Source organism: Polymorphospora rubra (genome assembly GCF_018324255.1).
Classification (GTDB): Bacteria; Actinomycetota; Actinomycetes; order Mycobacteriales; family Micromonosporaceae; genus Polymorphospora; species Polymorphospora rubra.
This window is the reverse complement of sequence record NZ_AP023359.1, coordinates 5286586-5312082: the sequence shown is the minus strand read 5'-3', so window position 1 is coordinate 5312082 and position 25497 is coordinate 5286586. Positions and strand designations below refer to the sequence as shown.

Annotated in this window: 20 protein-coding genes and 2 pseudogenes; 1 reads left to right on the top strand and 21 read right to left on the bottom strand. The window is 72.3% G+C overall.

Annotation, left to right across the window (positions count from 1 at the left end):
- Nucleotides 1-290: 290 nt before the first annotated feature.
- Genes Prubr_RS24055 through pyrR form a run of 7 tightly spaced genes read right to left on the bottom strand, consistent with a single transcriptional unit; the run spans nucleotide 291 to nucleotide 10078 of the window.
- Nucleotides 291-1565 (bottom strand): adenosylmethionine--8-amino-7-oxononanoate transaminase, encoded by a 1275-nt coding sequence (locus Prubr_RS24055; RefSeq protein ID WP_212817135.1) that lies wholly within the window; start codon nucleotides 1563-1565, stop codon nucleotides 291-293.
- Complete coding sequence (locus Prubr_RS24050; protein WP_212817134.1) at nucleotides 1562-2665, bottom strand: quinone-dependent dihydroorotate dehydrogenase; 1104 nt, start codon at nucleotides 2663-2665, stop codon at nucleotides 1562-1564. Before Prubr_RS24050 ends, Prubr_RS24055 begins: the two co-directional genes overlap by 4 nt.
- Entirely contained in the window at nucleotides 2662-6027 is a 3366-nt protein-coding gene (gene carB / locus Prubr_RS24045; RefSeq protein WP_212817133.1) for a carbamoyl-phosphate synthase large subunit, read from the bottom strand. The genes Prubr_RS24050 and carB overlap by 4 nt, the downstream gene beginning before the upstream one ends.
- Nucleotides 6027-7190 (bottom strand): glutamine-hydrolyzing carbamoyl-phosphate synthase small subunit, encoded by a 1164-nt coding sequence (carA, locus tag Prubr_RS24040; protein WP_212817132.1) that lies wholly within the window; start codon nucleotides 7188-7190, stop codon nucleotides 6027-6029. The genes carB and carA overlap by 1 nt, the downstream gene beginning before the upstream one ends.
- Nucleotides 7191-7237: 47 nt before the next feature.
- Complete coding sequence (locus Prubr_RS24035; protein ID WP_212817131.1) at nucleotides 7238-8515, bottom strand: dihydroorotase; 1278 nt, start codon at nucleotides 8513-8515, stop codon at nucleotides 7238-7240.
- Entirely contained in the window at nucleotides 8515-9435 is a 921-nt protein-coding gene (locus tag Prubr_RS24030) for an aspartate carbamoyltransferase catalytic subunit (protein ID WP_212817130.1), read from the bottom strand. Before Prubr_RS24030 ends, Prubr_RS24035 begins: the two co-directional genes overlap by 1 nt.
- Before the next feature lie 58 nt (nucleotides 9436-9493).
- The gene (pyrR, locus tag Prubr_RS24025; protein WP_212817129.1) at nucleotides 9494-10078 is read right to left on the bottom strand and encodes a bifunctional pyr operon transcriptional regulator/uracil phosphoribosyltransferase PyrR; all 585 of its coding nucleotides are present in this window, start codon (nucleotides 10076-10078) and stop codon (nucleotides 9494-9496) included.
- A 294-nt stretch (nucleotides 10079-10372) separates the two neighbouring features.
- Here pyrR and bldD point away from each other — a divergent pair, with 294 nt between their 5' ends.
- Nucleotides 10373-10861 (top strand): transcriptional regulator BldD, encoded by a 489-nt coding sequence (gene bldD / locus Prubr_RS24020; protein ID WP_212817128.1) that lies wholly within the window; start codon nucleotides 10373-10375, stop codon nucleotides 10859-10861.
- 139 nt (nucleotides 10862-11000) lie between these two features.
- On the opposite strand, the gene nusB is transcribed toward bldD, so the two are convergent.
- The 14 genes and pseudogenes from nusB to Prubr_RS23950 form a co-directional block, all read right to left on the bottom strand.
- Nucleotides 11001-11411: a transcription antitermination factor NusB gene (gene nusB, locus Prubr_RS24015; RefSeq protein ID WP_212828447.1), complete on the bottom strand. Its 411-nt coding sequence runs from the start codon at nucleotides 11409-11411 to the stop codon at nucleotides 11001-11003.
- Between the two features lie 23 nt (nucleotides 11412-11434).
- Nucleotides 11435-11992 (bottom strand): elongation factor P, encoded by a 558-nt coding sequence (efp, locus tag Prubr_RS24010; protein ID WP_212817127.1) that lies wholly within the window; start codon nucleotides 11990-11992, stop codon nucleotides 11435-11437.
- 136 nt (nucleotides 11993-12128) lie between these two features.
- The gene (gene aroQ, locus Prubr_RS24005) at nucleotides 12129-12569 is read right to left on the bottom strand and encodes a type II 3-dehydroquinate dehydratase (RefSeq protein WP_212817126.1); all 441 of its coding nucleotides are present in this window, start codon (nucleotides 12567-12569) and stop codon (nucleotides 12129-12131) included.
- A complete protein-coding gene (gene aroB, locus Prubr_RS24000) occupies nucleotides 12566-13642 on the bottom strand; it encodes a 3-dehydroquinate synthase (protein ID WP_212817125.1) in 1077 nt (358 codons plus the stop codon). The genes aroQ and aroB overlap by 4 nt, the downstream gene beginning before the upstream one ends.
- Nucleotides 13643-13677: 35 nt before the next feature.
- On the bottom strand, nucleotides 13678-15522 hold the full coding sequence (locus Prubr_RS23995) for a hypothetical protein (protein WP_212817124.1): 1845 nt from the start codon (nucleotides 15520-15522) through the stop codon (nucleotides 13678-13680).
- A 94-nt stretch (nucleotides 15523-15616) separates the two neighbouring features.
- A complete protein-coding gene (locus tag Prubr_RS23990) occupies nucleotides 15617-16120 on the bottom strand; it encodes a shikimate kinase (protein WP_212817123.1) in 504 nt (167 codons plus the stop codon).
- Nucleotides 16120-17298, bottom strand: a complete 1179-nt coding sequence (aroC, locus tag Prubr_RS23985; RefSeq protein WP_212817122.1) for a chorismate synthase — start codon at nucleotides 17296-17298, stop codon at nucleotides 16120-16122. Before aroC ends, Prubr_RS23990 begins: the two co-directional genes overlap by 1 nt.
- A gap of 124 nt (nucleotides 17299-17422) precedes the next feature.
- Nucleotides 17423-18241, bottom strand: coding sequence for a shikimate dehydrogenase (locus Prubr_RS23980; RefSeq protein ID WP_212817121.1), 819 nt, complete (start codon nucleotides 18239-18241; stop codon nucleotides 17423-17425).
- Complete coding sequence (gene mltG / locus Prubr_RS23975) at nucleotides 18238-19425, bottom strand: endolytic transglycosylase MltG (protein WP_212817120.1); 1188 nt, start codon at nucleotides 19423-19425, stop codon at nucleotides 18238-18240. Before mltG ends, Prubr_RS23980 begins: the two co-directional genes overlap by 4 nt.
- A pseudogene (gene ruvX, locus Prubr_RS23970) lies at nucleotides 19425-19879 on the bottom strand (Holliday junction resolvase RuvX). Before ruvX ends, mltG begins: the two are co-directional and overlap by 1 nt.
- Nucleotides 19880-20000: 121 nt before the next feature.
- Nucleotides 20001-22681 (bottom strand): annotated as a pseudogene (gene alaS, locus Prubr_RS23965) (alanine--tRNA ligase).
- The gene (locus tag Prubr_RS23960) at nucleotides 22678-22983 is read right to left on the bottom strand and encodes a hypothetical protein (protein ID WP_212817119.1); all 306 of its coding nucleotides are present in this window, start codon (nucleotides 22981-22983) and stop codon (nucleotides 22678-22680) included. Before Prubr_RS23960 ends, alaS begins: the two are co-directional and overlap by 4 nt.
- Before the next feature lie 42 nt (nucleotides 22984-23025).
- The gene (locus tag Prubr_RS23955) at nucleotides 23026-23487 is read right to left on the bottom strand and encodes a DUF948 domain-containing protein (protein WP_212817118.1); all 462 of its coding nucleotides are present in this window, start codon (nucleotides 23485-23487) and stop codon (nucleotides 23026-23028) included.
- A 143-nt stretch (nucleotides 23488-23630) separates the two neighbouring features.
- Nucleotides 23631-24320 (bottom strand): hypothetical protein, encoded by a 690-nt coding sequence (locus Prubr_RS23950; protein ID WP_212828442.1) that lies wholly within the window; start codon nucleotides 24318-24320, stop codon nucleotides 23631-23633.
- Between the last annotated feature and the right edge of the window lie 1177 nt (nucleotides 24321-25497).

The window sequence follows — 25497 nt, the reverse complement described above, 5'->3', positions numbered from 1 at the left end:
CCTGGCCCGCGCCGCCCGCATCGCCCGCACCCGGACGCCGCACACCCCGCCGGGCGCCGCTCCCGTGCGCCGCCGCGCGCGCCGCTCCCGTGCGCCCCCGTGCGCCGCCGTGCGCCGCCGTGCGCCGCGGCGCCGCCGCGTTGATCAAGGAGAAGTCGTGGGTGTTCCGCGCTCTTTGTCGCTCAACTTCCCCTTGATCGACGGAAGCGGGCGGGGCGGGCGGGGCGGAAACGGGCGGGCGGGCGGGAGCGAACGGGGCGGAAACGGGCGGGTCCGAGCCGGGTGGTCGCTCAGGCGACCTTGGCGGCTGCGGTGATCGCGGTGGTGATGCGGGCGAGGTCTTCGTCGGATGTCGGATAGGGCGGCATCGTGTAGATCAGGTCACGGAACGGGCGCAACCACACCCCGTGGTCGACCGCCGCGGCCGTCGCCGCCGCCATGTCCACCGGGTGGTCGAGCTGCACGACACCGATCGCGCCCAGCACCCGTACGTCGGTCACCCCGGCAAAGCCGTTCAGCGGCTCCAGGCCGGCCTGGAGTCCCCGTTCCAGGCGCCGTACGTCGGATTGCCAGTCCCGGGCCCGCAGCAGGCCGATGGAGGCGTTTGCGACGGCACAGGCGAGCGGGTTGCCCATGAACGTCGGGCCGTGGGCGAGGACCCCGCCCGCGGAGATCCCGGCGGCGACCTCCGGGGTGCACAGGGTGGCGGCCAGCGTCAGGTAGCCACCGGTCATCGCCTTGCCCAGGCACAGCACGTCCGGGGCGACCCCGGCGTGATCGGCGGCGAAGAGCGCGCCGGTGCGGCCGAAGCCGGTGGCGATCTCGTCGAAGATGAGCACGACGTCGTGCGCCCGGGTCACCTCGCGCAGCACCCGCAGGTAGGCCGGATTGTGGAAGCGCATCCCGCCGGCGCCCTGCACCACCGGTTCGACGATGACCGCGGCCAGCTCGCCGGCGTGGCGGGCGACCGCGTCGGTGAGCGCGGTGACGTACGCGTCGTCGACCGGGGTGTCGAAGCCGTCGGGCGGGTTGTCGGCGAAGACCTGCCGGGGCAGCACGTCGCGCCACAGGTGGTGCATGCCGCCCTCGGGGTCGCACACGCTCATCGGGTGGAACGTGTCGCCGTGGTAGCCGCCGCGCCAGGTCGCCAGCCGGTGTCGCTCGGGCCGGCCCCGACCGAGCTGGTATTGCAATGCCATCTTCACGGCCACTTCGACGCTCACCGACCCGGAGTCGCACAGGAAGACGTGGTCGAGGCCGGGCGGGGTGATCTCGACCAGGGTCGTCGCGAGGCGTACGGCCGGCTCGTGGGTGAGTCCGCCGAACATCACGTGGCTCATCCGGCCGAGCTGGTCGTGGACGGCCGCGTCGAGCACCGGGTGGCGGTAGCCGTGGATCGCCGACCACCACGACGCCATGCCGTCGACGAGTTCGCGGCCGTCGGCCAGCCGCAGCCGTACGCCGTCGGCGCCGGTGACCACCAGGGCGTCACCGGTGGCGGGCATCGGGGCGTACGGGTGCCAGACGTGCCGACGGTCGAGGGCGACGACCTCGTCGGGCGTCACGCCCCGCTCCCACCCGCGCCCGGTTGCGCTGATCGAGGAGAAATCGTGGATGAAATGTCCCCTTCCAGGGACGACTTCTCCTTGATCGACGCGCGACTGCGGCGGGCCACGGCGCGGACCAGCCCCGGGCCGCCGTAGATGAAGCCGGTGTAGAGCTGCACGAGACTCGCGCCGGCGTCGAACATCCGGGTCGCCGCGTCCGGGTCGACGATGCCGCCGACGCCGATCACCGGCAGTCGTCCGCCGGTCTCCCGGTGCACGAAGGCGACCACGTCCCGGGCCCGGCCGGTCAGCGGCCGTCCGGACAGCCCGCCCGTCTCGGCAGCGCGGTCGGCGTCGGCGGCCGCCAGTCCGTCGCGGCGCAGCGTCGTGTTCGTGGCGATGATCCCGGCGGCGCCCCGGTCGAGGCAGACCTGGATCACCTCGGCGACCGCCGGCTCGGTCAGGTCCGGCGCGATCTTCACCAGCACCGGCCGGTCGCCGACCAGCGCCCCGAGCAGCGCGTCGAGGTGTTCCCGGTCCTGCAAGGCGCGCAGCCCGGGGGTGTTGGGCGAGGAGACGTTGACCGCGAAGTAGTCGCCGTGCCCGCGCAGCGCCTTGTACGAGGTCAGGTAGTCGTCGACCGCCGCGTCCAGTTCGGTGACCTTGGACTTGCCGAGCGAGATCCCCAGCGGTACGCCCAGCGGCCGGGGCAGCGCGTCGAGCCGGGCCGCCAGCGCCGCCGCGCCGGCGTTGTTGAAGCCCATCCGGTTGATCACCGCGCCGCTGCCCGGCAGCCGGAACAGCCGCGGCCGGGGGTTGCCCGGCTGGGCGTGCGCGGTGACGGTGCCGACCTCGACGAAGCCGAAGCCGAGCGCCGGCCAGGCCGGCAGCGCCGCGCCGTCCTTGTCCATGCCGGCGGCCAACCCGACCGGGTTGGGGAACCGGACGCCGAAGACGGTGCGCGGCGCCGCCACCGCGTACCGGGCGCGCAGCGCGGCCAGCGCCACCCGGTTGCGGGACAGGCCGGCGAGCCGGTGCAGGGTCCACTCGTGGGCGGTCTCCGCGTCACCGCCACCGAGCCGGAACAGCGCCGGCCGGACCAGCCGCTCGAAGATCACTCGCCGGCCCGGAGGTTGGCGTGCAGCTGCTGCAGCGGACGGACCGCCATGTCGCCGCGGATCAGCGCCTCGATGCCCATCACCGCCGCGGCGGCGCCGGGCACCGTGGTGACGCACGGGATGTCGGAGGCGACGGCGGCGCTGCGGATGCCGTACCCGTCGGTGCGGGCGCTGGCCCCCGACCCCTGCGGAGTGTTGATGACCAGATCGACCTCGCCGGCGGCGATCAGCGACACCGCGTCCGGGCCGGCGCCGTCGTCCTCCCAGTGCTTGCGGATCACCTCGCAGTCGATGCCGTAGCGGCGCAGCACCTCGCCGGTGCCGCTGGTCGCCACGATGCGGAAGCCGAGGTCGGCCAGCCGCTTCACCGGGAAGATCATGCCCCGCTTGTCGCGGTTGGCGACCGAGACGAAGATCGTTCCGCTGGTCGGCAGCGAGCCGTACGCGGCCGCCTGGGACTTGGCGAACGCGTGCCCGAACGACACGTCGACGCCCATCACCTCACCGGTCGACTTCATCTCCGGCCCGAGCAGCGAGTCGACACCCCGGCCGGCCGGGGTACGGAACCGCTTGAACGGCAGCACCGCCTCCTTGACCGCGATCGGGGCACCGGCCGGTGGGCTGCCACCGTCGCCGTCCGGCGGCAGCAGCCGCTCGGCGCGCAGCTCGGCGATGGTCGCACCGAGCATGATCCGGGCCGCCGCCTTGGCCAGCGGGACCGCGGTCGCCTTCGACACGAACGGCACGGTCCGCGACGCGCGCGGGTTCGCCTCCAGTACGTAGAGCGTGTCGTCCTTGAGCGCGTACTGGACGTTGAGCAGACCGCGTACGCCGACCCCGCGGGCGATCGCCTCGGTGTAGCGGCGTACGGCGGCCAGGTGCGGGCCGGCGAGCGTGATCGGCGGCAGGGCGCACGCCGAGTCGCCGGAGTGGATGCCGGCCTCCTCGATGTGCTCCATCACCCCGCCGAGGAACACCTCGCCGGTGGCGTCGCAGAGCGCGTCGACGTCGATCTCGATGGCGTCGTCGAGGAACCGGTCGACGAGCACCGGGTGGTCGGGCGAGATGTCGGTGGCCCGGCCGATGTAGTCCCGCAGCGTCGCGTCGTCGTACACGATCTCCATGCCGCGCCCGCCGAGCACGTACGACGGGCGGACCAGGACCGGGTAGCCGATCTCGTCGGCGATCGCCTTGGCCTCGTCGTACGAGGTGGCGGTGCCGTGCGCGGGGGCGCGCAGCCCGGCCCGGGCCAGTACGGCGCCGAACGCGCCCCGGTCCTCGGCCAGGTGGATCGACTCCGGGCTGGTGCCGACGATCGGCACCCCGGCGTCCTTGAGCCGCTGGGCGAGGCCGAGCGGGGTCTGGCCGCCGAGCTGGACGATCACCCCGACGACGCCGGGGCCGCCGGCCGCCCTGCCGGAGGCGTCCTCGGCGTGCCACGCCTCGAGCACGTCCTCGAAGGTCAGCGGCTCGAAGTAGAGCCGGTCGGCCGTGTCGTAGTCGGTCGACACCGTCTCCGGGTTGCAGTTGACCATGACGGTCTCGAACCCGCCGGCACCGTCGGACCCACCGGCCGGCGCCGACCGCAGCGCCATGACCGCGTGCACGCAGGAGTAGTCGAACTCGATGCCCTGGCCGATCCGGTTCGGTCCGGAGCCGAGGATCAGCACCTTGGGCCGGGCGGACGGGGCGACCTCGGTCTCCGCGTCGTCGCCCCACCCCTCGTACGTCGAGTAGTGGTACGGCGTGGTCGCCTCGAACTCGGCGGCGCAGGTGTCGACGGTCTTGTAGACCGGGCGTACCCCGACCCGGTGCCGCAGCGCACGGACGGCGTCCTCGCCGCCGACCTCGGGACGCAGCGCGGCGAGCTGGCGGTCGGACAGGCCGGCCCGCTTGGCCCGGCGCAGCAGGAGTTCGTCGAGTTCGGCGGCCCCGACGATCTCGGCCCGCAGCTCGATGAGGGCGGCGATCTGGTCGAGGAACCACGGGTCGATCCCGCCGGACGCCTGCGCGACCTGCTCGATCGTGCCGCCGAGCCGCAGCGCGCGCTCGACGGTGTAGAGCCGGCCGTCGTGCGGGGTGCCCAGCGCGGCGAGGGTGGATTCGAGGGTGGCGTCGTCCGGGTCGGGCCGGGTCCAGAAGCCGGCCGCCTTGGTCTCCATCGACCGCATCGCCTTGTTGAGCGCCTCGCCGAAGTTGCGGCCCAGGCTCATCGCCTCGCCGACCGACTTCATCGTGGTGGTCAGCTCGGGGTCGGCGCCGGGGAACTTCTCGAACGCGAACCGCGGGATCTTCACGACGACGTAGTCGAGGGCCGGCTCGAACGCCGCCGGGGTCTTCAACGTGATGTCGTTCGGGATCTCGTCGAGGGTGTAGCCGATCGCCAGCTTCGCCGCGATCTTGGCGATCGGGAAGCCGGTCGCCTTCGACGCCAGCGCCGACGAGCGCGACACCCGCGGGTTCATCTCGATGACGACCAGCCGGCCGTCCACCGGGTTGATCGCGAACTGGATGTTGCAGCCCCCGGTGTCGACACCGACCTCGCGCAGCACCGCGATGCCGAGGTCGCGCAGCCGCTGGTATTCCCGGTCGGTCAGGGTCATCGCCGGGGCGACGGTGACGCTGTCGCCGGTGTGCACGCCCATCGGGTCGACGTTCTCGATGGAGCAGACGACCACGACGTTGTCGTGCCGGTCGCGCATCAGCTCCAGCTCGTACTCCTTCCAGCCGAGCACGCTCTCCTCGATGAGGACCTCGTGCACCGGGCTGGCGGCCAGGCCGGCGCCGGCGATCCGTTCCAGGTCCTCGTCGGTGTGCGCCATGCCGGAGCCGAGGCCGCCCATGGTGAAGCTGGGCCGGATCACCACCGGCAGGCCGAGGTCGGCGACGGTGGCGCGTACCTCGTCCATCGAGTGGCAGACCCGGCTGCGCGGGGTCTCGCCGCCGGCCTTGGCGACGATCTCCTTGAACAGCTGCCGGTCCTCGCCACGCCGGATCGCCTCGATGTCGGCACCGATCAGCTCGACGCCGTACTTCTCCAGGACGCCGGCCTCGTGCAGCGCGACCGCGGTGTTCAGCGCGGTCTGACCGCCCAGGGTCGGCAGCAGCGCGTCCGGGCGCTCCTTGGCGATGACCAGCTCGACGAACTCCGGCGTGATCGGCTCGACGTACGTCGCGTCGGCGAACTCCGGGTCGGTCATGATCGTCGCCGGGTTGGAGTTGACCAGGCTAACCCGCAGCCCCTCGGCGCGCAGCACCCGGCACGCCTGGGTGCCGGAGTAGTCGAATTCGCAGGCCTGCCCGATGACGATCGGGCCGGAGCCGATCACCATGACGTGGCGCAGGTCGGTCCGTTTCGGCATCAGGCGGCCTTCCCGTCTCCGATGAGTTCCGCGAAGCGGTCGAACAGGTGGTCCGCGTCGTGCGGGCCGGCCGCCGCCTCCGGGTGGTACTGGACGGTGAACGCGGGCACGTCCCTGGCCCGCAGCCCTTCGACCACGTTGTCGTTGAGGCACACGTGACTGACCTCGACCCCGCCGAACTCGGTCTCGACGACACCGCCGAGATCGGCGGGATCGGAGGGGCGGCCGAGCCGCTGCGAGTGGCGAGGCCACTCGACGGCGAAGCCGTGGTTGTGGCTGGTCACCTCCACCTTGCCGGTGACCCGGTCCAGCACCGGCTGGTTGATGCCGCGGTGGCCGTACCCGAGCTTGTAGGTGCCGAAGCCGAGCGCCCGGCCGAGGATCTGGCTGCCGAAGCAGATGCCGAACAGCGGCATCTTCCGGCCCAGCACCTCGCGGGCCAGGCCGACCGCGTGGTCGGCGGTCGCCGGGTCACCGGGGCCGGGCGAGAAGAACACCGCGTCGGCGCCGGTGGCCAGCAGCTCGTCGATCGTCGAGGTGGCCGGCAGGACGTGGGTGGTGACGCCGCGCTCGGCGAGCCGGCGTGGCACGTTGCGCTTGATGCCGAGGTCGAGGGCGGCGACGGTGAACCGGTGCTCGCCCTGCGCGGCCACCGTGTACGCCCGCGGCGTGGTGACCTGCTCGGACAGGTCGGCACCGACCATCGACGGGGCCTGCCGGACCCGCTCCAGCACCGCCGCCGGATCGTCGTCCACACTGGACACGCCGACCCGCATCGCGCCGCGCTCGCGCAGGTGCCGGGTCAGCGCCCGGGTGTCCACCCCGCTGATCCCGACGATCCCCTCGGCGGCCAGCCGGTCGCCGAGTTCGCCCCGGGAACGCCAGTTGGAGCCGACCCGGGCCGGGTCGCGCACCACGTAGCCGGCCACCCAGATCCGGTCCGACTCGTCGTCCTCGTCGTTGACGCCGGTGTTGCCGATGTGCGGGGCGGTCTGCACCACCACCTGCCGGTGGTAGGACGGGTCGGTCAGCGTCTCCTGGTAGCCGGTCATGCCGGTGGTGAAGACCGCCTCGCCGAACGTCTCCCCCACCGCGCCGTACGCCTCGCCGCGGAAGGTCCGGCCGTCCTCCAGGACGAGGATCGCCGGCTTGTGCCTGGTCATGCGGGTCTGCCTCTTCTCGTTCGTCGCACCGCCCGGTCGTGGCGCGGTCACCGGACCGCCTTGCCGTCGAGCACCGTCGGTACGCCCCGCAGGAACGTCGCGACGATCCGCCCGGGCAGCACCAGACCGGCGTACGGGTTGTTACGGCTGCGGCTGGCCGACACCGTCGGGTCGACCGTACGCCGCGCGGCCGGGTCGACCAGGGTGAACGTCGCCGGGGCGCCGGGCACCGGGTCGTGCCCGTGCTCGGTCAGGCCGGCGATCCGGGCCGGCACGCGCGACATCCGGTCGGCGATCAGGTCCCAGCGCTCACCGAGTACGTCGAGCACCACCGACAGCGCGGTCTCCAGCCCGACCATGCCGGGCCGGGCGTAGCCCCACTCGCACTCCTTGTCCTCCACCGCGTGCGGGGCGTGGTCGGTCGCCACGATGTCGATGATCCCGTCGGCGAGCGCGGCACGCAGCGCCGCCACGTCGTCCGCCGTACGCAGCGGGGGGTTGACCTTGAAGACCGGGTCGTACGTCGCCGCCCGCTCGTCGGTCAGCAGCAGGTGGTGCGGGGTGACCTCGGCGGTCACCCGGACCCCGCGCTCCTTGGCGTGCCGCAGCACCTCGACGCTGCCGGCGGTCGAGACGTGACAGACGTGCAGGCGGCTGCCGACGTGCTCGGCCAGCAGCACGTCCCGGGCGATGATCGCCTCCTCGGCGACCGCCGGCCAGCCGGTCAGGCCCAGCCGGGTCGAGACCTCGCCCTCGTGCATCTGCGCGCCCTGGGTCAGCCGCGGCTCCTCCGCGTGCTGGGCGATGATGCCGTCGAACGCCTTGACGTACTCCAGCGCCCGGCGCATCAGCCGCGGGTCGGCGACACAGTGCCCGTCGTCGGAGAAGATCCGCACGTTCGCGGCGCTGGACGCCATCGCGCCGAGTTCGGCCAGCCGCTCCCCGGCGAGCCCGACGGTGACCGCGCCGATCGGCTGCACGTCGACCAGCCCGGCCTCCCGGCCCAGCCGCCACACCTGCTCGACCACGCCGGCGGTGTCGGCGACCGGCGAGGTGTTCGCCATCGCGCAGACCGCCGTGTAGCCGCCGAGCGCCGCCGCCCGCGATCCGGTCTCGACCGTCTCGGCGTCCTCGCGGCCCGGCTCACGCAGATGGGTGTGCAGGTCGACCAGGCCCGGCAGGGCCACCAGGCCGTCCGCCTCGACCACCTCGGCGCCGGCGGCGGCCACCCCTCGGCCGGCCTCGACCACCAGGCCGTCGCGCACCAGCAGGTCGGTCGGCTCGGCGCCGAGCACCCGGACCCCCCGGATCAGGTACGACGACATCACTTGCCCCCAAGCAGTAGGTAGAGGACCGCCATCCGTACGGACACACCGTTGGCGACCTGTTCGACGATCGTGGAACGTGGCGAGTCGGCCACCTCCGGCGCGATCTCCATGCCCCGGTTCATCGGGCCGGGGTGCATGACGATCGCGTGCCCGGGCAGCCGGCGCATCCGCGGCCCGTCCAGGCCGTAGCGGCGGGCGTACTCGCGGGCCGACGGGAAGTAGGAGTCGGCCATCCGCTCGCGCTGCACCCGCAGCATCATCACCACGTCGGCGGTGGGCAGCACGGCGTCGAGGTCGTACGAGACCTCCACGCCCGGGGCGAGCGCGGTGCCGATGTGCACCGGGATCAGGGTCGGCGGGCCGACCAGGGTGACCTTGGCCCCCAGCGTCGACAGCAGCAGCACGTTGGAGCGGGCCACCCGGCTGTGCAGCACGTCGCCGACGACGGCCACGTGCAGGCCGGCGAGCCGGCCCAGCCGGGCCCGCATCGTGTACGCGTCGAGCAGCGCCTGGGTCGGGTGCTCGTGGGTGCCGTCACCGGCGTTGACCACCGAACCGTCGATCCAGTTCGCCAGCCGGTGCGGCGCGCCGGAGGCCGGGTGCCGGATCACGACCGCGTCGGCGCCCATCGCCTGGAGGGTGAGCGCGGTGTCCTTCAGGCTCTCGCCCTTCGACACGCTCGACCCCTTGGCCGAGAAGTTGATCACATCGGCGGAGAGGCGCTTGGCCGCCGCCTCGAACGAGATCCGGGTCCGGGTCGAGTCCTCGTAGAACAGGTTGACGACGGTGCGGCCGCGCAGCGTCGGCAGCTTCTTGACCTCGCGGCCGGCCAGGGCGGCCATCTCGGCGGCGGTGTCCAGGATCAGGGTCGCCGTGGTCGCGTCCGGGTCCGCGCCGGAGAGAAGATGTTTGATCATGGCCGAGCCAGCCTTTCGTTCGCGACTGCGGGGCTCCGCTCCGCTGCACTCCTCGCGCTCACTGGCCAGACCCCCCGTAGAGCCTTACCTCGTCCTCCCCGTCGCACTCGGCGAGGGTGACCTTGACGCTCTCGCTGAGCGCGGTCGGGATGTTCTTGCCGACGTAGTCGGCGCGGATCGGCAGCTCGCGGTGCCCGCGGTCGACCAGCACGGCCAACTGCACGCTGCGCGGTCGGCCGATGTCGGCCAGCGCGTCGAGCGCGGCCCGGACGGTGCGGCCGGAGAACAGGACGTCGTCGACGAGAATGACGCGGCGGCCGTCGATGCCGCCCGGCGGCACCTCGGTCGGGCCGATGGCGCGGGTCGCCTTCAGCCGGAGATCGTCGCGATAGAGAGTGATGTCCAACACACCCACGGGTACATCGACGCCCTCGAAGGTGCGGATGCGGGCGGCCAGCCGGCGGGCCAGCGGTACGCCCCGGGTCGGAATGCCGAGCAGTACGGTGCCGGCGGCACCCTGGGTCTTCTCGAGGATCTGGTGGGCGATCCGGTCGACCACGCGATGCAGATCGGCGCTGGTCAGGATGACCTTCACGGACGGTGGCGACGCCACCGAGGGTTGGGCAGCCTGCGGGTAGGCCACGTCGGACCTCCTTCCCCGCCTCACGGGACGGGTCGTTAAAGGATGTCGGAACCCACACCGACCGGGACGGACCACGACCAGCGCAGGGCTGACGCAACGTTACCAGTGACCAGGGCGCCTACCTGGGCGGGGGCACAACCGGACGGCCCCGACGCCGGTTTCCGGGACGTTGCGGCGGACTTCCGGGGCGAGGCTTTCGGTAATCGCCACTTGACCACTAGTCGCAATCCCCGTACCGTCACGCTCCGTAGCGATCGCTGGGGAAAACCCCGGGCCAGCACTGGGAGTGTCCGTATGCCCTCTGAATACGCCAAGTCGTTGGGAGCCCGCCTGCGCTCCATCCGTCAGCAGCAGGGTCTGTCCCTGCAGGGGGTGGAGGAGAAGTCGAACGGGCGCTGGAAGGCCGTCGTCGTCGGTTCGTACGAGCGCGGCGACCGGGCCGTCACCGTCTCGCGTCTCGCCGAACTCGCCGACTTCTACCGGGTACCCGTGTCGGAACTGCTGCCGGACGGCAGCGGGGTACGGCACGAGCCCACCAACAAGATCGTTCTCGACCTCGAGCGGCTCTACGACGAGGCCTCCGAGGAACTCGCCTACGTCGCCCGGTACGCCCGTGCGATCCAGCAGCAGCGCGGCGACTACAACGGCCGGGTGCTTTCGATCCGCGCCGACGACCTGCGCTCGCTCGCGATCGTCTACGACTCGTCGCCGTCGGGTCTGATCGAGCGCCTCAACGAGCACGGTGTGCTCGTCGCCGACCCGCGGGCGTTCTTCGCCTCCTGAGTCAGCCCGTCGAGGGGTTCCCGGCCGCCGCCGGGGACCCCTCGACGTGTCAGAGGCGACGAAACGGCGACGGATCCCGGTCGGGATCCGTCGCCGTGTGGTTTCTGCCTCACCCCGCGCGCCGCGGCGGATCAGCGGGTCAGCGGGTCGCGTATTCGGCGATCCGGCCGAGGACGCCGTTGAGGAACCGCGGCGAGTCGTCGGTCGACATCTGCTTGGCCAACTCGACCGCCTCGGTGATCGCCACCGCATCGTCGATCTCGTCGACGTAGAGCAGTTCCTGGACCGCGATCCGGGCCAGGTTGCGGTCGACGGTCGGCATCCGGTCGATGGTCCAGCCCTCGGCGTAGCTGGAGATCAGCTCGTCGATCCGGTCGAGGTTGGCGGCCACCCCCTCGACCAGACTGGTCGTGTAGCCGATGTGCTCCGGCAGCGGCCGGTCCAGCCGCGCCAGGTAGGTCGTCAGCACCTGCGCCGGTGGCAGGTCACGCAGATCGGCCTCGTAGAGCACGTCCAGCGCCCGCTTGCGCGCCTTGCGGCGCGCGGGCATCTGGGTCTTGGGGCCCTCGGCCATCAGGCCCGGCCGAGGTAGCGACCGTCGCGGGTGTCGACCTTGATCTTCTCGCCGGTGGTGATGAACAGCGGCACCTGCACGGTCGCGCCCGTCTCGACCGTCGCCGGCTTGTTGCCGCCGGTCGACCGGTCGCCCTGCAGGCCCGGCTCGGTGTACGTCACCTCGAGGACCACGCTGGTCGGCAGCTCGATGTAGAGCGGCACCCCCTCGTGGGTCGCGACCACGACCTCCGCCTCGGGCAGCAGGTAGTTGGCCGCCTCGCCGACCGTACCGCCGGGCACCGGGATCTGGTCGTAGGTCTCCAGGTCCATGAAGACGTAGTCGTCGCCGTCGGCGTAGAGGTACTGCATGGTGCGCTTGTCGACGGTGGCGGTCTCGACCTTGGTGCCCGCGTTGAAGGTCTTGTCGACGACCTTGCCGGAGAGCACGTTCTTCAGCGTGGTGCGCACGAACGCTCCACCCTTGCCGGGCTTGACGTGCTGGAACTCAACGACGGACCACAACTCGCCATCGAGGTTGAGGACCAGGCCGTTCTTGAGATCGTTCGTGGAAGCCATTGCCTGCCTTGATTCTGTGTTGACGATTCTGTGCTTGACGGGGCGGTTCACCGTGCGGAAGGACCTGACAAGTCTACTGGTCCCACGACCGCACCGGGCACCGGCTACGCGGCACCGGCACGATCCGGCCGTGCGGTCACCCGGAAGCGGCCGCCGACCAGGCGACGTGGGTCAGCGCCAGCCGGTATCCGTCGACGCCGAGACCGCAGATCACGCCGGTCGCCACCGCCGAGACCACCGAGTGGTGCCGGAACTGCTCCCGGGCGTGGATGTTGGAGATGTGCACCTCGACCAGTGGCCCACGCAGCATCGCGCAGGCGTCCCGGACCGCGTACGAGTAGTGCGACCAGGCGCCCGGGTTGAGCACGACGGCGGCCTGCTCGTCGGCGGCGGCGTGCAGCCAGCCGAGCATCTCGTGCTCGGCGTCGGTCTGCCGCACCTCGACGTCGAGCCCCAGCTCGCGGCCGGTGTCCCGGCACAACTCGACCAGGTCGGCGTAGCTGGTCACGCCGTACACGTCGACCTGGCGGGTGCCGAGCCGGCCGAGGTTGGGCCCGTTGAGGACGTACACCTTCATCGGGCCACCGCCCCGAACGCCGCCCGCAGCAGCTCGTCGTCCGGACTGTCCAGGATGGATGGTCGGGCCGGCCCGTCGAGGACGACGAACCGCAGCCGTGCCCCGCGGGCCTTCTTGTCGACCCGCATCGCGGCCAGCAGCCCCGGCCAGGCGTCGGCGGGATAGCCGGTCGGCAGGTCCAACGCGGTGAGCGTGGCCCGGTGCCGGTCGGCGGTCGCCGCGTCCAGCCGGCCGGCGAGGCGTCCCAGTTCGGCGGCGTAGACGAGGCCGACGGCGACGGCGTGGCCGTGCCGCCAGCGGTAGCCCTCGACCTTCTCGATCGCGTGCGCGAGGGTGTGCCCGTAGTTGAGGATCTCGCGCCGACCGGACTCGCGCAGGTCGCCGGCGACCACGTCGGCCTTGACCCGGATCGCCCGCTCGACCAGCTCCCGCACCACCGGCCCGGTCGGGTCGGCGGCCCGGGCGGGGTCGGCGTCGATCAGGTCCAGGATGGCCGGATCGGCGATGAAGCCGCACTTGACCACCTCGGCCAGGCCGGCGACCAGGTCGACGGCGGGCAGGGTGGACAGCAGTGCGAGGTCGCACAGCACCCCGGCCGGCGGATGGAACGCACCGACCAGGTTCTTGCCCGCCCCGGTGTTGATACCGGTCTTGCCGCCGACGGCGGCGTCGACCATGCCGAGCAGGCTGCTGGAGACCGGTACCCAGCGCACCCCGCGCAGCCAGCAGGCGGCGACGAATCCGGCGAGGTCGGTGACGGCGCCGCCGCCGATGCCGACGACCGCGTCGGTACGGGTGAACGCGGCCGTGCCCAACGCCTCCCAGCACCGGTCGGCGACGGCGATGTCCTTGCCCGCCTCGGCGTCGGGCACCTCGATCGGCAGGGGACGCAGGCCGGCGGCGGCCAACCGCCGTGCGACCGCGTCGGCGTGCGGCTTCAGCGGCGGGGCGTACAGGATCGCGACCTGGTCGGCACCGGCCAGCAGCGGCGGCAACTCGTCGAGCAGGTCCCGCCCGACGAGTACGTCGTACGGCCGCTCGCCGCCGACGGCGATCCGCGTCATCTCGTCCATCACCCCTGACCCTAGCCGCCCCACGATCCGCGCCATCAGGGACCGGTGCGCGCGTGTCGTCGGCGCGTCGCGACCACCGGTCCCTGATCACGGTGATCTGCACGGGGCGGAGCCCCGGTGGCGGGTCGGATCATTCCGAGCTTGTGGGCCAGCACCGTGGCCTTGTTGCCGCCCGGGACGAGGGTCGACCGGTCCAGGCCGAACTGCTCCTTGATCAGCGCGTCACGCAGCGTCCGGTACCTGTTGAAGTCCGCCTTCCCGAACAGCCGGGCGGAGTCCAGGTCGGCGGGGACGTGGTACGGCCGGGTGATCGGGCGCGGCCGGGACTCGAACGTCCTGGCGCCGGTCGGGGTCGGTGCGATGCCGGCGTGGGAGTCCCACTGGCCGATCCGCTTCCGCATCGACATCGCGGTGGGCGTACCGCCCGCCGTCGGGCCCGGGTGCCCCACGCCGAACTCGAAGCCGCACACGGTCGCCCCGGCGCCCCCGTCGGGACGGCGGCCGACGGCGCGGTCGGCGCTGAAGTCGATCACGGTCGCGTCGTCGAACCTCATCGTGTACCTCCACCGCTCGGAGACGACCGTGAGGACGTGCCGCACCGCCCAGTCCTGCTTCAGCAGGGTGGTGAGCCCGCGCTCGGCCAGTACGTCGTGCAGGACCCGGGCGAACGCGTTGTCGACGTTCACGTCGTCGCGCAGCAGGTGGCCGAGGGTCTCCACACCCCGCCGCGTCGCCATGGCCGACCCGATCAGGTTGATCTGCGCCGCCAGCCGGATGCGTTCGCCACCGTTCTCGACCGTGCGGCCCTTGACCGAGAGCAGGTAGGTGTCGACCGGGTCGCCGTCGACCATCCGGCGGCGCAGCACGATGCCGTTGGCCAGCAACGGGTACGCCGGGTCCGGGCCGGGGGCCACCAGGTCGAGGTAGTGGTCGGTGTAGGTCCTGACGCTCCTGGTCATCGAGACCAGCTGGTACGGCCGCGTCGGGCGGTCGGAGTCCTCCGGCCCACTCCGCCCGAACTCCTCGATCCGCTCGCCGGCGGTCGTGACCGCGAGTCGCAGGGCATCCATCTTCCTGGTGACGAGTTCGATGATCCGGTCGTCGACCTGGTACTCCGACTCGGCCTCCAAGGTGGTGGCCAACTCCCTGCCGGGCGCCAGGATGCTGTCGTAGGACGCGAAGACCGGCCGTCCACGGCCGGCGGACAGCCGCTCCGCCATGTTCCACTCGAGGATGCGTACGGTCTCGGACGCCACGAAGTCGGCCCTGGTCCGCTCGCGCAGGAAGATCTTGCCGGAGCCGCCCTTCTCGAGAACGCCGCCGCTGACGTGGTCGGGGTCGTTGCCCCGCCCCTTGGTGTCGGCCAGCCAGTGGGCGGTGACGCCGAGTTCCGGGCAGTCCCGCTTGAGCAGTTCCAGCGCCTTCGGGCCGGGCTCGACGCCGAGCGCCCGGGCGAGCTCGATGACCGGGTACGTGAACTCGATGGTGAACACGTTCTGGTCCGCGGTCGGCTCCAGCAACGCGATCATGAACACGTACCGGTCGGGTGCGCTCTCCAGATAGACCGGCACCAGATCGTGCGGCGCGCACATGTGGGCCGGGTTGCCGCAGACCTCGACCCGCACCCTCAGCATCTTCGCGTCGGCCTCGGCGGCGAGCACCTCCACCCGGGCCCGCCCGTCGAACGGCCGCCCCTCGGACCTGACCCGGACGTCACCCAGCCGGAACCGCCGCCGGTCCTCGGCCAGACGGGCCTTCAGCGCCTTCGGCGTCTTCATCCTCGTCTGCTCGGCGGCCAGCGTGCTGCCGGTCAGCCCGTTGAACATCTCGTCGTCGTCGGTGATGATCCGCTTGCCCGGGACGGTCTGGCGCGGCTGCATCGTGCTCTCCTCACGCGGCTGTGGCGGTGCGTGAGGGAGACGTACGGTGACCGCTGCAGATACGTAGAGTCCGACAGGCGACAACCGGGGTGCGTCAGCGGCCGAGGTGCGTACGGATCTCGTCGACGACGTCCTCCGGCGTCCGGTCGTCGGTCGGCACGGTCAGCGAGGCGACCTCGGTGTAGAGCGGTAGCCGCTGTTCGAGCAGGTGCCGCAGGGTGGCCCGGGGGTTGACGGCGAGCAGTGGCCGGCCGGCACCGAACCCGACCCGCTTGACCGCCTCGGACAGGCCGACCGACAGGAACACCACGGTGTGGCCGGCCAGCGCCGCGCGGGTCTTCTCCGCCAGGATCGCCCCGCCGCCGAGCGCCAGTACGCCGTCGAACGACTCCAGCGCCGCGATCACCGCGGCGTGTTCGAGGGCGCGGAAGTGCTCCTCGCCGTCGTCGAAGAAGATCTCCGGGATCGGCTTGCCGGCGGTCGCCTCGACGTCGAGGTCGGTGTCGCGGAACCCGACCCCGAGCGCGTCGGCGAGCGCCTGCCCGACCGTGGACTTGCCGGCGCCCATCGCGCCGACGAGCACGCAGACCGGAGCCACTAGCGGATCACCAGGTGGTCCAGGTAGCCGGCGAGGTTGCGGCGGATCTCCGCGACCGAGTCGCCGCCGAACTTCTCCGTCGCCGCCTCGGCCAGCACCAGGGCGACCATCGCCTCGGCGACGACCGCCGCGGCCGGCACCGCGCAGACGTCGGAGCGCTGGTTGATGGCGGTCGCCGGCTCGCCGGTGCTGACGTCCACGGTCGACAGTGCCCGGTTGAGCGAGGAGATGGGTTTCATCGCGGCCCGGACCCGCAGCGGTTCGCCGGTGGTGATCCCGCCCTCGAGGCCGCCGGCGCGGTCGGTGACCCGCCGTACGCCGTTCGCCGTCGGGATGATCTCGTCGTGGGCGACCGAGCCGCGCGACCGCGCCTGGGTCCACGCGTCGCCGATCTCGACGCCCTTGATCGCCTGGATCGACATCAGCGCCGTGGCCAGCCGGGCGTCGAGCTTGCGGTCCCACTGCACGTGGCTGCCCAGTCCGGGCGGCAGCCCGTACGCCAGCACCTCGACGATCCCGCCGAGCGTGTCCGCGTCCTTCTTGGCGGCGTCGACCTCGGCGACCATCCGGGCGCTGGCGTCGGGATCGAGACAGCGCAGCGGGTCGGCGTCGACCCGTTCGGCGTCCTCGGGCCGGGGCACCAGGCCGGCCTTGGCGGCCACCGATCCCAGCTCGACCACGTGCGAGACGATCTCGATGCCGAGCGCCTGCCGGACCAGTGCCTTGGCGACCGTGCCGACGGCGACCCGGGCCGCGGTCTCCCGGGCGCTCGCCCGCTCCAGGATCGGGCGGGCGTCGGTGTGTCCGTACTTCTGCATGCCGGCCAGGTCGGCGTGACCGGGCCGGGGCCGGGTCAGCGGGGCGTTGCGGGCCTGCCGGGCCAGTTCGTCGGCGTCGACCGGGTCGGCGGCCATCACGGTCTGCCACTTGGGCCACTCCGAGTTGCCGACCCGGATCGCGACCGGGCTGCCCAGGGTCACCCCGTGCCGTACGCCACCGATGATCTCGATCTCGTCGCGCTCGAACGACATCCGCGCGCCGCGGCCGTAGCCGAGCCGGCGGCGGGCCAGCTCGTGCCCGATCTCGGCGGTTGTCACCTCGATCCCGGCGGGCACCCCTTCGAGGACCGCCACGAGGGCGGGACCGTGCGATTCACCTGCAGTCAGCCAACGCAACACGGTGGCAAGTTTGTCACGGAACCACCAGTGCCCCGCGCACCGGCCACGCCGTCCCGCCCTGCGGAACCGGCGCCCGGCTTCCGGCGGCCCGACCCGGCGGGCCGGCCTCGGTCGTACCCGCGGGTCAGCGGGCCGCCCGCAGGGCCGCCCGCATCGCCTCGACCGGGGCGGTGACGCCGGTGAACTGCTCGAACTGGCCGACCGCCTGGGCCAGCAGAAGATCGAGGCCGGACAGTACGGGGCAGCCGGCCGCCGCGGCCGACTCGGCCAGCGGGGTCGGCCACGGGTCGTAGATCGCGTCGAACAGGACGGTCGCCGGCCGCCACGACGCCTGCGGCGCCAGCGGGTCGGCGACCCCCTTCGGCACGGTGGAGATGACCACGTCGGCGTCGAGGTGGGCGACCGCGTCGGTCCAGGCGCCCACGGTCAGCCCGATACCGAGTGCCTCGGCGACCGGCCGCAGTTCGTCGACGGCCGCCGCCCGGCGGGCGACGACCGTGACCGTGGCGGCGCCGAGTTCGGCAGCGCCGGCCAGTGCCGCCCGCGCCGTGCCACCGGCTCCGAGCACCGTCACCGCCGGCGCGGACGCCACCCGGGCCGCGCGCAGCACCTCGACCATGCCGGGCACGTCGGTGTTGTCGGCGTACCAGCCGTCGGCGCGGCGGACGAGGGTGTTGGCGGCGCCGACCGCGACGGCGACCGGGGAGGCGGCGCCCGCCACGGCGAGCGCCGCCTCCTTCAGTGGCATGGTCACGGAGAACCCGGCCCACTCGGGGCCGCAGGCGGCCAGCCGGTCGGGCAACTCCGCCTCGGCACACTCGATCGCCGTGTAGGACCAGTCGGTCAGCCCGGCCGCCGCGTAACCGGCGTTGTGGATCACCGGCGAGAGGGAGTGGGCGATGGGCTTGCCCAGCACCGCCGCGCGCCGTGCCGAGACCGTCACAGGACGCCGTTCTCCCGGGCCTTCTGGATGTTGCGCTCGTGGTCGGCGTACGACTCGGCGAACTCCGAGTGGCCCTCCTTGTCGATGGCCACGAAGTACAGCCACTTGCCGGCCGGCGGGTCGAGGGCGCCCTCGAGGGCGAGCTTGCCGGGGTTGTTGATCGGGGTGGGCGGCAGGCCGGCCTTGTCGTGGACGTTGTACGGGTTGTCCGGGTCGCGCAGCTCCTCGTACGTCATGTCCTTCGATGCCTTGGTCGGCTTGCCGGTCAGCTCCCAGTAGTAGTTGACGCTGACGTCGAACTGCAGGCAGCTGCACGGGAAGGTGCCGCTGTAGACCCGGTTGTAGGCGACGCGGGCGACCTTGCCGAGGTCTTCGGCGTTGCCGGCCTCGGCCTGGGCCAGCGACGCGACGATCAGCGCCTCGTAGGGGCTGATGCCGCCCCGTTCGGCCTGGACCCGGTCGGCGAAGTCCATCTCGCCGGCGACGCTGAGGAACCGGTTGACCATCATCTGGAGGATCTCCGGCGCGGTCACGTCCGGGTCGAGCTCGTAGGTGTCGGGGAAGAGGAAGCCCTCCGACGAGATGGTGGCCTCTTTGCCGTCGTTGCGGTTGAACCACCAGTCGGGCACCTTGAGCTTCAGCGGATCCTTGGCCGCCTCCTCGAACTCCTCCGCCGCGATGCCGGTGGCCTCCGCCAGCAGCTTGTAGATCTGCTTGGCGGTCCGCCCCTCCGGAATCGTGATCTTGTTGGAGACCTTGTTCGTCAGGTCGAGCAGGAGACCGAGCGCGGTCGCGGCGTTCATCTCCTTGCGGACCTTGTAGTGGCCCGGCTGGATGTTCTGGCTGCGCGAGTTGGCCTCGGCCGCCTCCACGAACGCCTTGGAACTCTTCACCACGCCGGCGGTGACCAGGGTGTTGCCGATCTCGGCGATGGTCTGGCCGGACATGACCTCGACGACGACCTCGCCGCTGCCGCCGCCGGGGTAGTCCGGGGTGGTGAAGTAGCCGGAGACGCGGTCGAATCCGTACCAGGCGCCGCCGGCGAGGCCGCCGAAGAGCAGGACGACGACCAGGAACGCCGCGGCGGTCTTGCCCCGACCGCTCTTGCGACGTCTCGTGCCGCGCCGGCGACGCCCTTTGCCCTCGTCGCGCTCGTCAAACGCGGCATCCAACTCGTCGATCATCACATCCGCCTCCGCTGCGCATCTAGCCAGCTCTGCAGGATCTCCACCGCGGCCGCCTGGTCGACGACCGCCCGTTGACGCCTCCCCGGACGCCACGCTCGGACAGCCTACGGCTTGCGACGACCGTAGACATCCTCTCGTCCACCAGGCGTATCGGTACCGGCGCGATGACTTCGGCCAGTTTGTCGGCGTAGGCACGGACGGAGACCGCGGCCGGTCCGTTTCCCCCGGAGAGTGTCACCGGCAACCCGACCACCACTTCGGGCGTTTCGTGTAGCGCTACCAGTCGCGCAAGTTCCGAAATATCGGTTGGAATGCCATCAATTGTGGCGACGTCCCGGGGCAATGTGACCAGCGGAGTGGCGAGGATCCCGTCCGGGTCGCAGATGGCGACGCCGACCCGTACCTGTCCGACATCGACGCCGAGGCGCACCCCGCGCTGGAAGCCACTCATCAAAGACCTTTCACGCGATCAAGGGCCCGCCGGCCGCTCCGGAGTCCCGGATCGGACAGACAAGCCCTTGATCGACATTGCTGGAAGCAAACGGTCCGGCCACGGCGGCGCCGAACCCGGTTCAGCCTACCTCCGCCACCGCCCGCTCCACCGCGCCGAGCAGGTTGGCCACCTCGGACGCCGGCACGCCGCCGCCCTGCGCCAGGTCGGCGCTGCCGCCGCCCCGACCGGACAGCGCACCCTTGACCAGGTCGACCGCTGCCACGCCCCGCCCCTTGGCGGCGGCGTTGACCGCCACCACCAGCGACGCCTTGCCACCGGAGCGGGCCGCGACCGCGACCACCGCCGGACGGGCCGGGTCGACCTTGCCACGGATCTCCTGCGCCAGCGTCCGTACGTCGTTCCCGGCCGCGCCCTCGGGCGCCTCGGTGCCGACGTACGCGATCCCCCGGACGTCCTTCGCCTGGGCCGCCAGCGCCGCCGCTCCGCCGAGCACGAGCTGGGCGCGCAGCTTCTCCAGTTCCCGTTCGGCGTCCCGCAACTGGGTCACCGTCTGCTGTACCCGGTCGGCGACCTGGTCGCCCGGCACCCGGAAGAGTTCGGCGAGGCGGGACACCAGCAGGTGCTCGCGGGCGAGGAAGCTGAACGCGTCGATGCCGACGAGCGCCTCGACCCGGCGCACGCCGGAACCGATCGACGACTCGGACAGGATCTTGACCAGGCCGAGCTGCCCGGACCGGGCGACGTGCGTGCCGCCGCACAACTCACGGGCGTAGTCGCCGACCTCGACGACCCGCACCTCATCGCCGTACTTCTCGCCGAACAGCGCCATCGCGCCGAGCCGGCGGGCCTCCTCCTGCGAGGTGACGAACCAGTTGACCTCGAGGTCACGCAGCAGCACCTCGTTGACCTGCTGCTCGACGTCGTGCAGCACACTCGGCGAAACGGCGCCGGGGGTGTTGAAGTCGAACCGCAGCCGGCCCGGCGCGTTCAGCGAACCCGCCTGGGTCGCCGACTCGCCGAGGAAGTTGCGCATCGTCTGGTGCACCAGGTGGGTCGCGGTGTGCGACCGGGAGATGGCCCGCCGCCGGTCGGTGTCGATCTCGGCGAAGCCCTCCTCACCGGCGCGTACCTCGCCGCGGACCACCCGTACCTTGTGCACGATCAGGCCGGGCACCGGCGACTGGACGTCGAGCACCTGGACCTGGCCGCCGCCGACCGTGATCAGTCCGGTGTCCGGCTGCTGGCCACCGCCCTCGGCGTAGAACGGGGTGGTGTCCAGCACCAGCTCGACCGTCTCGCCCTCGCCGGCCACGTCCCGCCGGCCGCCGCCGCCCAGCAACGCGCGGACCCGGGACTCACGGCGGAGTTCGGTGTAGCCGGTGAACTCCACCGGGCCGCCGTCCTCGAGGACGGTGCGGTAGGCGGACAGGTCGACGTGCCCCGTCTTACGCGCCTGCGCGTCGGCCTTCGCCCGCGCCCGCTGATCCGCCATCAACCGGCGGAACCCGTCCGCGTCGACCCGCAGGCCCTGCTCCGCCGCGATCTCCAACGTCAGGTCGATCGGGAACCCGTACGTGTCGTGCAGCTGGAACGCCTTCTCACCCGACAGGGTGTCCCCACCGGACGCCTTCGTCGCCGCGACCGCGGTGTCCAGGATCGTCGTCCCCGACCGCAGCGTGGACAGGAACGCGTCCTCCTCCGCGTACGCGTACTGCGAGATCCGGTCGAACTCCTGCGCGACCTCGGGGTAGGACGGCGCCATGCAGTCCCGGGCCACCGGCAGCAGTTCGGGCAGCGCCCGCTCCTGCCAACCCAGCAGCCGCATCGCCCGGATCGCCCGCCGCATGATCCGCCGCAGCACGTAGCCGCGGCCCTCGTTCGACGGGGTCACGCCGTCGGAGATCAGCATCAGCGAGGTGCGGACGTGGTCGGCGATCACCCGCAACCGTACGTCGTCCGGATGCGACTCGCTGGCCACCGTGCCGGACTTCGCCCCGTACACGGTGCCGGTCAGCTCCGCCGCCCGCGCCAGGATCGGGCGGACCTCGTCGATCTCGTACAGGTTGTCGACCCCCTGCAGGATCGACGCCATCCGCTCCAGGCCCATGCCGGTGTCGATGTTCTTCGCCGGCAGGTCGCCCAGGATCGGGTAGTTCTCCTTGTCGGTGCCCGGACCCCGCTCGAACTGCATGAAGACCAGGTTCCAGAACTCCAGGAACCGGTCCTCGTCCACCTCCGGACCGCCGTCCGGCCCGTACGCCGGACCCCGGTCGTAGTAGAGCTCGGAGCAGGGGCCGCACGGGCCGGGGATGCCCATCGACCAGAAGTTGTCCTTCTTCCCCCGCCGCACGATCCGCTCGACCGGCACCCCGGTCTGCCGCCAGATCTCGAACGCCTCGTCGTCGTCGAGGTAGACCGTGGCCCAGATCCGCTCCGGATCCAGCCCGAACCCGCCCTGCTCCACCGGCTTGGTCGACAGCTCCCACGCCAGGGGATCGCCCCGGACTTGAAGTAGTCACCGAACGAGAAGTTCCCGTTCATCTGGAAGAACGTCCCGTGCCGCGACGTCTTGCCGACCTCGTCGATGTCCGGCGTACGGATGCACTTCTGCACACTGGCCGCCCGCGCGTACGGCGCCGACCGCTGTCCCAGGAAGAACGGCACGAACTGCACCATCCCGGCGTTGATGAACAACAGGTTCGGATCATCAATCGCCGGCAACGGAGCCGACGGCACCACGGCATGCCCATTCGCCTCGAAATGCGCGAGGAACCGCCGCTTGATCTCCGCCGTCTTCATCGTCTGCCTTCCTCCGGGAAAATGTTCCGGTCGCCGATCCGCTCGCCGTCGCGCAGCTCGGCGAACTCGTCCTCGTAGAGCACGCCGTCGGCGAACGCCTGGTGGATCTCCTGCTCGCGCTCGGCCATGCCCTCGCGGACGTCGTCCACGAAGCTACGCAGCGACGCGACGAAGCCGCCAGCGGATTCCGACAGCGACTCGGCGATGCCGCCGGGGGTGTACGAGTGCGCCTTGCGGGTCAGCTTGTGGACCACCACCGCCCCCACGGCGAGCCCGACACCCAACCACAGCAACCGTTTCATTGCCTCATCCTTCCTCGTGCCGAGCCGTGGGGTGCGGCGGGATCAGCGGTTGCCGCGCTTGGCGGCCCGCCGCTGCTGCTTCAGGGTGGCGCGGACGTCGCGCTCCTCGTCGGCCTGCCGTCGGGCGGAGGCCGCCTTGCGTACCCCGTATCCGAACGCGGCGACCTTGACCAGCGGGTTGGCCGCCGCGGCCGAGACCACGGTGGCCAGGTTGGCGACGTTCGCGGTGACGTTCTGGGCGTGCCCGGTCATCGTGTCGATCTTGGCGAGCTGGATGTTCACCCCGTCGAGCGAGGTGTGCACCTGCGTCAGAGCGACGTTGACGTTCTCGACCGTGCTGTTGACGTTGCCCAGCAGCGGCGCGGTGCGCTCGTTGAGATCGTTGATCGTCCGGGTGGCCGCGTCGACCGTGTGCCGCAGCCGAAGGATCGGCACCGCGAGCACCAGTACGAGCATCAGAAACGCCCCGGCCGCGATCAAAGCCGCGATCTGTCCACCGTCCACGCGTGTCCTCCTCAACCGAAGCGTGATCGTCGGCGCGCCGTGCCGTCCACTGTCGGGGTGTCGCTACCGGACGGAGGGTCCGGTGCGCCGACGCCCTCTCTGCGCCAACGTGCAGACCCTACCGTCCGTGACGGCTCCCGGCCTCACGACGGGGAGGGTGTCAGGTCCAGAAGTGGATCGTCGGTGAAGATCGGGTCCGGGTCCTCGCCGGTGAGCGACGGATCGGTGCTCGGCTGCGGTCCGGTGCGCTCGTCGGCGATCGCGTTGCGTACCTTGACCGTCACCACCGAACCGGTGCAGCCCTCGACCGCCGGCTCCTCCGACGCCCCGGGGCCCGGATCCGCGCCCGGCTCGCCGGTCGGCAGCAGGTCGGGCTCGACACTCGGCTGCTCCAGCGCGCAGGGTGGCTCGCGTACCCACAGGTCGAGCGTCAGTTCGTCGCGTCGCCAGCAGGTGTAGCGGCCCTCGACCGGCTGGTCCGGGCAGAACTCCGGCGTCCACGGCCGCCAACCGTCGTCGGTGAGCGCCTTCTCGTACGCCGTCGCGGTCTCGTCGAAGCTCCGTTCCGACTGCGCGGTCCGCTCCCGGAACCGGCACTCGATGAAGCACCACCGGCTGCCGTCGACGCCGTCCTCCACCGAGGTCGCCGCCCAGGCCGGCACGGCCAACGCGTCGAGGGAACTGAAGACGGGATCGCGGGTCGCCGCCCGGATACCGAAGTACAGCGGCAACGCCCCGAGCACCAGCAGGCTGACCATGATCAGGGCCGCCAGTCGCAGCCGGCGCTGCTCGCGCATCTGGCGACGGATCTCCGACCGGGCGCCCCGGAACATCCCGCTGCCCGATCGCCGGGCACCGGGGTCGTCCTCGTCCTCAAAGTCACTTCCCCGGTCGGCCGGCGGGTCGTAGCCCCGCAGCGCCGGGTCGTCGACCCGGGCGACGGCGGAGCCGGGCGGTGTCGCCCGTCCGGCGGCCGGATCACCCGCCGGCCGGACCGGGGCGGACGCCGTACGCAGCGGCGGCACCGAGGAGATCAACGAGGTCAGCGCACCGGGATCGACCGGCGGCGGCCCGTCCGGCCGGCCACCGGGGCCGGGCCGGTCGGGTCCCGGCGGAGGCGGTACGGCCGCGGCCCGGACCACCGCCGCGCCGCGGGGCGGCCCGTCGGCGGGTGGCACCGGACCGACCTTGGGCGGGCCCGGTTCGGTCCGGCGCGCCCGGTCGGGGTCGGCCGGCGGTTCCCCCGGGTACGGCCGGTGCGGCTCGCCGTGCGGCGGCCGGTCCGGCTGCTGCGGTCGGGCGGCGGGCGGCACCGGGCCCGTGGACGCGGCCCGGTCGGCCGGCGGGCCGACCGATGCCCGCCCGGGCGGCGGTACGGACGCGCTCCCGGCCGGCGGAACCGACGCGCTGCCCGTGGGAGGCACGATCACGGCGCCGGTCGGCACCGATGCGCTGCCGGCCGGCGGCGGGCCCGAGGCGCTGCCCCGCGGCGGTGGCACGGACGCGCTGCCCGCCGACGGTACGACCGCGCCGCCCGGGGGCGGGGGCACGGCGGCCGTTCCCGTCCCCCGCCGGTCGGCTTCCCCGTCACCCCGACCACGGGGCGGCCCGTCGGGCGTCGCACCGGGTCCGGGTACGCGTGCCGACGCGGGCCGGACGCCGGCGCCCGGCTCCGCGGGGCGTACCGGAAAGCGTCCGGTCGACTGGCCGTCGGTGCGGATGTCCCCGGTCCGGTCACCGTGGCGACCCGGCCCGTCCGCCAGGACGTCACCGGTCCGGTCGCCGTGCCGGCCCACGGAGCCGCCACGGACGTCACCGGTCCGGTCACCGTGCCGGTCCGGCACCCCGGCGCGAGGATCGCCGACCGGTTCGCCGGGAGCACCGGGCCGACCGGGGGCACCCGCCGGCCCGGGGACACCGGCCCGACCGGCGACACCGGGCTGGCCGGGGGCACCATGCCGGCCGTCGCCGGCCGCCGGCCCGGGAACGCCGTACTGGCCGGGCGGGCCG